Origin of the sequence: Bacillus sp. AP50 (genome assembly GCF_040492675.1) — a bacterium.
Lineage (GTDB): Bacteria > Bacillota > Bacilli > Bacillales > Bacillaceae_G > Bacillus_A > Bacillus_A cereus.
Map to the genome: position 1 here is coordinate 1 of NZ_JBEUTW010000133.1, position 8,945 is coordinate 8,945.

The following is an 8,945-nucleotide window of genomic DNA, read 5'->3' on the forward strand; positions in this document are numbered from 1 at the left end:
CATTATTAATTACATTGACTTCTAAAAAAAGAAAAACTAGAATTTATAAAGGGATCTTCAATTGTTCGCTATCATTTGTATAGGAGGTAAGTTATGTTGGATAGCTTTATTTCTATAAGATGTAGGTTGGCTCTTTATAGTTTTGGTGTTCTTTTTATCTTTTTTTGTACAGTATTTTTGGTGAATCAGAAGGTGTATGCAGAAGATGTACCGTGGACATCAGTTTCAAATGAGGGAGAACGTGTACTTTTTCAAGAACAATCTTTGTATAGTAATGATCGAAGGGGAGAAGATCTTGTTTCACCTTCATTTGAAGGGCGTAAACATGGTGGGGAAGATTGGGGAGCCTTCTTAGAAAATACGAAGTTAAATTATTCACCTAACATTCTTACCTATTCTGTTATAGGAATAGATGATCGAATACGGGTTAATGATACAACTTCATATCCGTATAGTGCTGTAGTCCATATAGCAACTCAGTATAATAGTGGAGAAATTTATGGATGTACAGGAGCACTAATTAGTAAAGATACAGTGCTGACAGCTGGACATTGTATTTACAATAAAGAAATTGGTGGATGGGCGACAAATGTTATTGTAACTCCAGGACGTAATGGAGGACAAGCACCGTATTTACCTTATAAAGGAACAAAACTTTACTCGGTAAGTGGATGGACTGATAACGAAAATTCAAATTATGATTATGGAACGATTAAATTAAATGGGTCTCCAGGAGATTATACGGGTTGGTTTGGATATAGAACTACCTATGTAGAATCACCAAAAGGTTTACTTGCGGTGATTCCTGGATATCCAGCTGATAAAATAGGAAATGAACGTTACACAATGTGGAGAGATTATGGTCCAATTGAAGGTGTTAATCCTAGCAGACTAACATACAAGATTGATACTTATGAAGGGCAAAGTGGATCACCTGTATATCATTATTTTGATACAGGTATCAAAATAATAGCCATTCATACAAGAGGAAATAAAAATATGAATTTTGGAAATCGGATAACAGACAATGTGTTTAATAATATTAAAAGATGGTCTGAATAAATATAGTAAATCCATTTGGAGTCATTTTCTTAGATTGTGGTATTTAAGAATTTTAAGCGAAATATATTCAACTTCAAGTGAAACTATTGAGTTTGGAAATTTAAATGTAGGTGTAGTTCAGTTATCTAAAACAAGTATTCCCTCATACTACACCATCTTTAGGTATTGATGTAATAGTAAAGAAAGTTATAGAACAGAACTATATGAAAAAGAACTTGGAAATATCTAAGTTCTTTTTTGTTTCAAATTTGTGAAAGAAAGACATATTGATTGAAATTAAATTTTTTATACCCTATTATATACCCATACAGGTATAGGTTTTTGTGTGATTCATGAAAAAATTAAATAATAAATAACATGGAGGTTTGAAATATGTCCAGAAAAATAGTTGTAGTAGGCGGAGTTGCTGGCGGGGCATCAGTAGCTGCAAGGCTTCGTCGTTTAAGTGAGGAAGATGAAATTATTATGGTTGAACGTGGTGAATACATTTCATTTGCAAATTGTGGATTACCATACTACATTGGCGGTGTTATTACAGAAAGACAAAAGTTATTAGTACAAACTGTTGAAAGGATGTCAAAGCGTTTTAATTTAGAGATACGTGTATTGAGTGAAGTGGTAAAGATTAATAAAGAAGAGAAAACAATTACGATAAAGAATGTAACTACAAATGAAATATATAACGAGGAATATGATGTTTTGATTCTTTCACCAGGGGCGAAACCAATTGTTCCACCTATTCCGGGCATTGAAGAAGCGAAGGCGTTGTTTACGTTACGAAATGTACCTGATACAGATCGTATAAAAGCGTATATTGATGAGAAGAAACCACGTCATGCGATGATTATTGGTGGTGGATTTATTGGAGTGGAAATGGTTGAGAATTTAAGAGAGCGAGGAATTGATGTTACTCTTGTAGAGATGGCGAATCAAGTAATGCCACCAATCGATTATGAAATGGCAGCATACGTACATGAACATATGAGAAATCACAATGTTGAGCTTGTTTTAGAAGATGGTGTAGATGCGTTAGAAGAAGACGGGGCTATTGTACGTTTAAAAAGTGGCTCAGTTATAAAAACAGATATGATTATTTTAGCAATTGGTGTACAACCAGAGAATAGTTTAGCGAAAGATGCAGGATTAGCATTAGGAGTTAGAGGAACGATAAAGGTAAATGAGAAATTTCAAACATCAGATCCACATGTATATGCAATTGGTGATGCGATTGAAGTGAAAGATTTTGTTACAGAAACAGAAACGATGATTCCTTTAGCGTGGCCAGCTAATCGTCAAGGTCGCATGTTAGCAGATATTATCCATGGCCATACGGAGTCTTTATATAAAGGTACGATGGGAACTTCTGTGGCTAAAGTTTTTGATTTAACAGTTGCTTCGACTGGAGTGAATGAGAAAATATTAAAACGACTAAATATACCCTATGAGGTAGTACATGTACAGGCAAATTCTCATGCGGGATATTATCCGAATGCTACGCCTGTGCTAATAAAATTAATTTTTAATAAAGAAAGCGGAAAAATTTATGGAGCGCAGGCGTTAGGGCGTGATGGTGTAGATAAGCGTATTGATGTTATTGCAACGGCAATGAAGGCAAACTTAACTGTAATCGATTTGCCGGATTTAGAATTATCATATGCCCCGCCCTATTCTTCTGCAAAAGACCCAGTAAACATGGTGGGGTATGCGGCAAGTAATATAGTAGATGGTTTTGTGGACACAGTGCAATGGCATGAAATAGATCACATTGTTAAAAATGGTGGATATCTTATTGATGTTCGAGAGCCTAATGAACTAAAACAGGGAATGATTAAAGACTCTATTAATATTCCGTCAGATGAATTACGTGATCGATTGGATGAAGTGCCAATGGACAAAGAAATATATATCACTTGCCAACTTGGTATGAGAGGGTATGTTGCAGCGCGCATGTTAATGGAAAAAGGATATAAGGTAAAGAACTTAGATGGTGGCTTTAAATTATACGGAACAGTAGTACCAGAACGTGTTGTATATTAATATTTTTTCATCTTCCACTTCAAAATTTGGTGGAAGATGAAAGCCTATATAGTAAGGTTTCACTTCTTGTTTTGTGAACATATAAGATAAATATTAAAAATAGGGGTTTACAAAATACCCTATAGGGTATAATATATTGTCATAGGTTATAAATAGTGACATAATGGTAATGAGGTGATTATAGAATGGAATATAATCAAGATATGAAAAATAGATTGAAACGTATTGAAGGTCAAGTTCGTGGTGTACTTCGTATGATGGAAGAAGGAAAAGATTGCCGAGAGGTTATTACACAGTTAACGGCATCTCGTTCTGCACTTGATCGTACAATTGGACTTGTTGTTGGGACAAATTTAGAGCAATGTTTGCGTGAGCAGTTTGAAAGCGGTAATGCTTCAAATGAAGAGTTAATTAAAGAAGCTGTTCAATTACTTGTAAAAAGCCGATAATCTGTCAGACATAATTGTTGACAGATTTTCAAAAACATTTTAATATACCCCTACAGGTATATGTATATAAGTTGTGGAGGAATCAATTATGAGTATAAAAGTGGATATGAGTTTAGATTGTAAAGGGTTGGCTTGTCCGATGCCGATTGTGAAAACGAAGAAGGCGATAGAAGGATTAGCACCAGGGCAAGTAATTGAAGTTCAGGCAACAGATAAAGGATCTACGGTAGATATAAAAAGTTGGGCGGGTAAAGTAGGACATCAATATATCGGGACGAAACACGAGGATAATGTATTGGTGCATTATGTTAGGAAAGCAAACGAGCATGAAGTGAATGAAATTGTGAAATATCCACATACAATTACGAATGCAGAATTACAGTCTATATTGTCTCATGGAGAAGAGAGCATTGTATTAGATGTTCGCGAAGCAGCGGAATTTGCTTTTGGTCATATTCCATCCGCCATTTCGGTACCATTAGGTGAATTAGACAGCGCAGTATTAGATAAGACGAAGCAAATTTATGTTATTTGCCGAACTGGTAATCGCAGTGATATAGCTTGCCAAATGTTGAAAGAGAAAGGTTATTCAAATGTGAAAAATGTCATTCCAGGTATGTTAGAGTGGCAAGGGAATATAGAGAAATAAATTTTTTTGAATAAAAATATACCTATGGGGGTAATAGAGTGAGTGTTAAACCGTTACAAGCAAAAGATGTGGCAGAGAAAGTGTTATTCGGAGAGTTATTCATTTTAGATGTTCGTAATGAGGCGGATTATGAAGATTGGAAAATTGAAGGGAAACAAGTTTCTTCTATTAATAGACCTTACTTTGACTTGTTAGATGGTGTAGATCATATTGTAAGTGAATTACCTAAAGATAAAGATGTTTTAGTAGTATGTGCAAAAGAAGGGTCTTCTATATTTGTGGCAGAGCAATTAACAGAGGCTGGATTAGAAAATATTTATTATTTAGCTGGTGGCATGAAGGCTTGGAGTGAATATGTAAAGCCTATAAAAGTGGGAGATTTAAAAAATGTTGGAAGTATGTATCAGTTTAACCGCCTTGGAAAAGGCTGTTTATCTTATATGGTCGTTTCAAATGGTGAAGCAGCAGTTATTGATGCAGTAAGAACAGTTGAAGCATATGAAGAATTTGCGAAAGAGCATGGCGTTACGATTACGAATGTAATGGATACACATTTACATGCAGACCATATTTCCGGAGGACGTAAGTTAGCGGAAAAGGTAGGTGGTACGTATTGGTTACCACCAAAAGATGCAGAGGAAGTTGTTTTCTCATACGAACCGCTTGTTGAAGGATCTGTTATTACGGTGGGGGGTACTAAAATTGTAATTGACGCATTATACTCACCAGGGCATACGATTGGAAGTACGTCATTTATTGTAGATGATTCCTATTTATTATCAGGTGATATTTTATTTGTAGATTCAATTGGACGTCCAGACCTTGCTGGGAAAGCTGAAGATTGGGTAAGTGATTTACGTACTACTTTGTATAGCAGATATAAAGAACTATCTCAAAACTTAGTTGTGTTACCGGCTCATTATTCAAAAATAAGTGAAATGGACGAGAGTGGTATTGTTAGTGCTAAATTAAAAGATTTATTTGCGTATAATGCAGGATTAAATATTGAGGATGAGGGAGAGTTTCGTAAAGTTGTAACGGAGAATTTACCACCTCAACCGAATGCATATCAAGAAATTCGTCAAACAAATATGGGGCGATTAAATCCAAGTCAAGACGAAGAGCGTGAAATGGAGATTGGTCCAAACCGTTGTGCTGTTCATAATTAATTCGATTTCAAATGTAATAAAAATAGGAGGTATATAAGATGAAAGTGAAAGAAGTATTAGATGTAAAAGGATTAGCATGTCCAATGCCAATTGTAAGAACGAAGAAGGCAATGGAAGCATTACAATCGGGGGAAGTGTTAGAAGTACACTTAACAGATAAAGGTGCGATTAAAGATATTCCAGCATGGTCACAAAAAGGCGGTCATGAGGTGTTAAAGCATACAGAAGAAGAAGGCGAATTAAAGTTCTGGATTAAGAAAGCTTAATTATAAAAATAGGAGGCAAACAAGATGAAAGTGAAAGAAGTATTAGATGTAAAAGGATTAGCATGTCCAATGCCAATTGTAAAAACAAAGAAAGCAATGGAAGCATTACAATCAGGAGAAGTGTTAGAAGTACACTTAACAGATAAAGGTGCGATTAAAGATATTCCAGCATGGTCACAAAAAGGAGGTCATGAAGTGTTAAAACACACGGAAGAATCTGGTGAATTAAAGTTCTGGATCAAGAAAGCATAGCGGTTCAATAATAAGTGGAAGATTACATCCTCTGCTTATTATTGAAAGTAAAGAGGATAATCATATATGTCTTATATAGTTATATCTCTAATAGTATCGATGCTAGGAAGTTTAGTAAAACGTTACATTCCGGTTTTAAATGTTGCATATATTTCGTTAGAACAAGTAAGGAAAATGGAAAGTGTTGTTGTAGATGTACGCAATTATACAGAGAGTCACAGTGATAACACTTCTAGAATTATGTGTATACCGTATGCGTATTTAAAACGGTATTATCATGAAATACCAAATAAGCCTTTGCATCTTATTGTTCATAATAAAGTGGATTGGAATTTAAGTGTTCGTTTTTTAAGAAAGAAAGGGTTCCATATTCAAAGCTATAGTATATATTTGGACGGGAAAAAGGCATAGAAGGAGTTTAAATAGTTTTATGGATGTAAAGACAATATTGAATGTAATCTTAATTGTACTTGTATCGTGGTTTATTATTTCTCGCTTCTTACCAGTTAGAGGAGTAAAAAATATTTCAGGAAAAGATTTAAAACGTATGATGGGGCAAAAGAATAAACAATTTATCGATGTACGTACAGTAGGTGAGTATAGAGGGAATCATATGAAAGGGTTTCAAAATATCCCACTAAATGAGTTAGCGAGTAAGGCAAATCAGTTAGATGAAAATAAGGAAGTAATCGTTATTTGCCAAAGTGGAATGAGAAGTAAGCAAGCAGCAAAGGTATTAAAGAAATTAGGATTTCAGCACGTTATCAATGTTTCAGGCGGTATGAATGGTTTGTGAGGAGGGAATTTAAAATGAAAGAAATGACAGTAAAAGAATTGGAAGAAAAATTGTTACGTAAAGAAGCAGTAAATATCGTGGACGTACGTGAAGTAGAAGAAGTAGCCGAAGGGAAAATTCCAGAAGCGTGTAATATTCCACTAGGACTATTAGAGTTTCGTATGCATGAGTTGGATAAAAAGAAAGAGTATATTATCGTTTGTCGTTCTGGCGGAAGAAGTGCACGAGCAGTTCAGTTTTTAGAGAGCTACGGTTTTCAAGCAATTAATATGGTAGGTGGTATGTTAGCATGGGAAGGTAAAGTCGTATAGTACAGAGATACATGATTTGAGCCTTTTTATAAATGATAAAATACCCCTATAGGTAATCGGAGGGAGAACAACATGGAACAACAGAAGAAAACAACAATCGTTTTATTTAGCGGAGATTATGATAAAGCAATGGCTGCTTATATTATTGCAAATGGTGCAGCGGCGTATGATCAAGAGGTAACTATTTTTCATACTTTTTGGGGATTAAATGCTTTAAGGAAAGATGAGCATGTGAAGGTAAAGAAAACTTTTATAGAAAAAGTGTTTGGAAAAATGATGCCACGCGGTGCGGATAAGATGGGATTATCAAAAATGAATTTTGCAGGTATGGGACCAAAGATGATTAAAGGTATTATGAAAAAACATAATGCGATGCCTTTACCAGATTTAATCGATTTGGCGAAAGAACAGGGGATTAAACTTGTCGCTTGTCAAATGACAGTAGATTTATTAGGGTTAAAAGAGGAAGAGATTATGGAAGGGGTAGAGTTTGCAGGAGTAGGAGCTTATTTAGCAGATGCTTCGGATGGGAATGTAAACTTATTCATTTAATTCATCTTCTTTCTAGAAGGGAGGGGATGTAAGATGAGCTTAGTCGTATTACTTTTTATAATTGGATTTATAGGATCGTTTATATCAGGAATGGTTGGAATTGGCGGTGCGATTATTAATTATCCGATGATCTTATACATTCCGGTATTGCTGGGATTTTCTGGCTATACATCACATGAAGTGAGCGGTATTACAGCGGTACAAGTATTCTTTGCAACTTTTGCAGGCGCTTGGGCATACCGGAAAAGTAATGACATGAATAAAACGTTAGTTATGTATATGGGAGCTAGTATATTAATAGGAAGCTTCATAGGGAGTTTCGGTGCTAACATATTAGAGGAACATACAGTCAATGTTGTTTATGCAGCATTAGCTACAATTGCAGCTATTATGATGTTTGTACCGAAACAAAATAATAGTGGAGATGTGAAGTATAATAAATGGTTAGCAAGCTTGTTAGCGTTCGTTGTAGGGGGAGCTTCAGGCATTATAGGAGCTGGAGGTTCGTTCCTTTTAGTTCCCATTATGCTAGTTATTTTAAAATTACCACTGCGCATGACGATCGCAACATCTATCGCTATTACGTTTATTTCCTCAATAGGGATTACTACAGGAAAAATGGTTACTGGGCAAGTAGTTATCATTCCAGCTCTAATTATTGCGGTTGCCAGTATATTTGCTGCGCCACTTGGAGCACGAGTCGGGAAGAGGCTAAATCAAAAAGTACTGCAATATGTATTGTCCACTTTAATTGTAGGCACTGCTGTTAAAATGTGGATCGATATGATATCAAAATAAAAGGATGGTGCTGCTTACAGCCCATCCTTTTATTTATTGCCCGTAAACCTAACGGATTATAGTTTTACTTTATGCCCAAATAACTTTCATTAAGTTTTTATATTCGTCATTTGCTAATTTATATAGCATTCTCGTATGTTCAAAGACAAGTGCTGGATTAAAGTTTGGTTCTGAGAATGCAAGAGATGTTGAAATATCAATTGCATTTTGCTTATTTAATGTGAATTTTGCAAAGCGATAAGATGTATTTAATTCATTGATGACATGTAAAATATCATTTGTTGATGTTGCATCAGGCACGTGAGCAACATTGAAGCAGTATATATCCACCGTAGGATGTTCGTTTTGGAAAGCAGCGATAAGTTGAATCTTTGCGCCAGCTTCAGTCTCTAATCCTACTGAAAAATGAACAGAGCCATCATTTTCATCTATATTTTCTTCCATGTATATATCGTTAGATTTTAAGTAGTCTTTAAAATCTGAGATGTTATGTTTTACTGCAGCTTTCATATGTATGAGCCCCCTGATAATTGGAATAGATTGCTACTATTTATTATAATTTAAAAATATTAAAAAAGATAGTTAGAAAGTTCTGATTTTTATA

The 8,945-nt window shown here is 35.0% G+C and carries 13 protein-coding genes; 12 read left to right on the plus strand and 1 reads right to left on the minus strand.

The features are described from left to right. Positions 1-93: 93 nt before the first annotated feature. From ABWK52_RS11760 to ABWK52_RS11815, 12 genes are all read left to right on the plus strand, one after another. Positions 94-1,062, plus strand: coding sequence for a trypsin-like serine peptidase (locus tag ABWK52_RS11760; protein WP_000887279.1), 969 nt, complete (start codon positions 94-96; stop codon positions 1,060-1,062). Between the two features lie 372 nt (positions 1,063-1,434). Next, complete coding sequence (gene cdr / locus ABWK52_RS11765) at positions 1,435-3,099, plus strand: CoA-disulfide reductase (RefSeq protein ID WP_098542375.1); 1,665 nt, start codon at positions 1,435-1,437, stop codon at positions 3,097-3,099. 185 nt (positions 3,100-3,284) lie between these two features. Further along, entirely contained in the window at positions 3,285-3,548 is a 264-nt protein-coding gene (locus ABWK52_RS11770) for a metal-sensitive transcriptional regulator (protein ID WP_000456205.1), read from the plus strand. Between the two features lie 88 nt (positions 3,549-3,636). Beyond that, positions 3,637-4,197: a sulfurtransferase TusA family protein gene (locus ABWK52_RS11775; protein ID WP_050821648.1), complete on the plus strand. Its 561-nt coding sequence runs from the start codon at positions 3,637-3,639 to the stop codon at positions 4,195-4,197. Between the two features lie 38 nt (positions 4,198-4,235). Beyond that, on the plus strand, positions 4,236-5,366 hold the full coding sequence (locus ABWK52_RS11780) for an MBL fold metallo-hydrolase (protein WP_098542374.1): 1,131 nt from the start codon (positions 4,236-4,238) through the stop codon (positions 5,364-5,366). 38 nt (positions 5,367-5,404) lie between these two features. After that, on the plus strand, positions 5,405-5,632 hold the full coding sequence (locus ABWK52_RS11785; RefSeq protein WP_016117194.1) for a sulfurtransferase TusA family protein: 228 nt from the start codon (positions 5,405-5,407) through the stop codon (positions 5,630-5,632). A 24-nt stretch (positions 5,633-5,656) separates the two neighbouring features. After that, the gene (locus tag ABWK52_RS11790) at positions 5,657-5,884 is read left to right on the plus strand and encodes a sulfurtransferase TusA family protein (protein ID WP_000864996.1); all 228 of its coding nucleotides are present in this window, start codon (positions 5,657-5,659) and stop codon (positions 5,882-5,884) included. Between the two features lie 66 nt (positions 5,885-5,950). Further along, positions 5,951-6,295, plus strand: a complete 345-nt coding sequence (locus tag ABWK52_RS11795) for a sulfurtransferase (RefSeq protein WP_098283512.1) — start codon at positions 5,951-5,953, stop codon at positions 6,293-6,295. A 19-nt stretch (positions 6,296-6,314) separates the two neighbouring features. Beyond that, positions 6,315-6,680 carry a rhodanese-like domain-containing protein gene (locus tag ABWK52_RS11800; protein ID WP_141537418.1) on the plus strand — a complete coding sequence of 122 codons (366 nt, stop codon included), beginning with the start codon at positions 6,315-6,317 and terminating at the stop codon, positions 6,678-6,680. Positions 6,681-6,694: 14 nt separating this feature from the next. Further along, positions 6,695-6,991 (plus strand): rhodanese-like domain-containing protein, encoded by a 297-nt coding sequence (locus ABWK52_RS11805; protein WP_000661816.1) that lies wholly within the window; start codon positions 6,695-6,697, stop codon positions 6,989-6,991. A 72-nt stretch (positions 6,992-7,063) separates the two neighbouring features. Then, the gene (locus tag ABWK52_RS11810; protein WP_000437728.1) at positions 7,064-7,543 is read left to right on the plus strand and encodes a DsrE/DsrF/DrsH-like family protein; all 480 of its coding nucleotides are present in this window, start codon (positions 7,064-7,066) and stop codon (positions 7,541-7,543) included. A gap of 33 nt (positions 7,544-7,576) precedes the next feature. Continuing rightward, entirely contained in the window at positions 7,577-8,341 is a 765-nt protein-coding gene (locus ABWK52_RS11815) for a sulfite exporter TauE/SafE family protein (RefSeq protein ID WP_000060715.1), read from the plus strand. Between the two features lie 69 nt (positions 8,342-8,410). Here the strand turns inward: ABWK52_RS11815 and ABWK52_RS11820 are convergent, their stop codons facing one another. Beyond that, positions 8,411-8,851 carry a hypothetical protein gene (locus ABWK52_RS11820; RefSeq protein WP_000642362.1) on the minus strand — a complete coding sequence of 147 codons (441 nt, stop codon included), beginning with the start codon at positions 8,849-8,851 and terminating at the stop codon, positions 8,411-8,413. Positions 8,852-8,945: the final 94 nt, after the last annotated feature.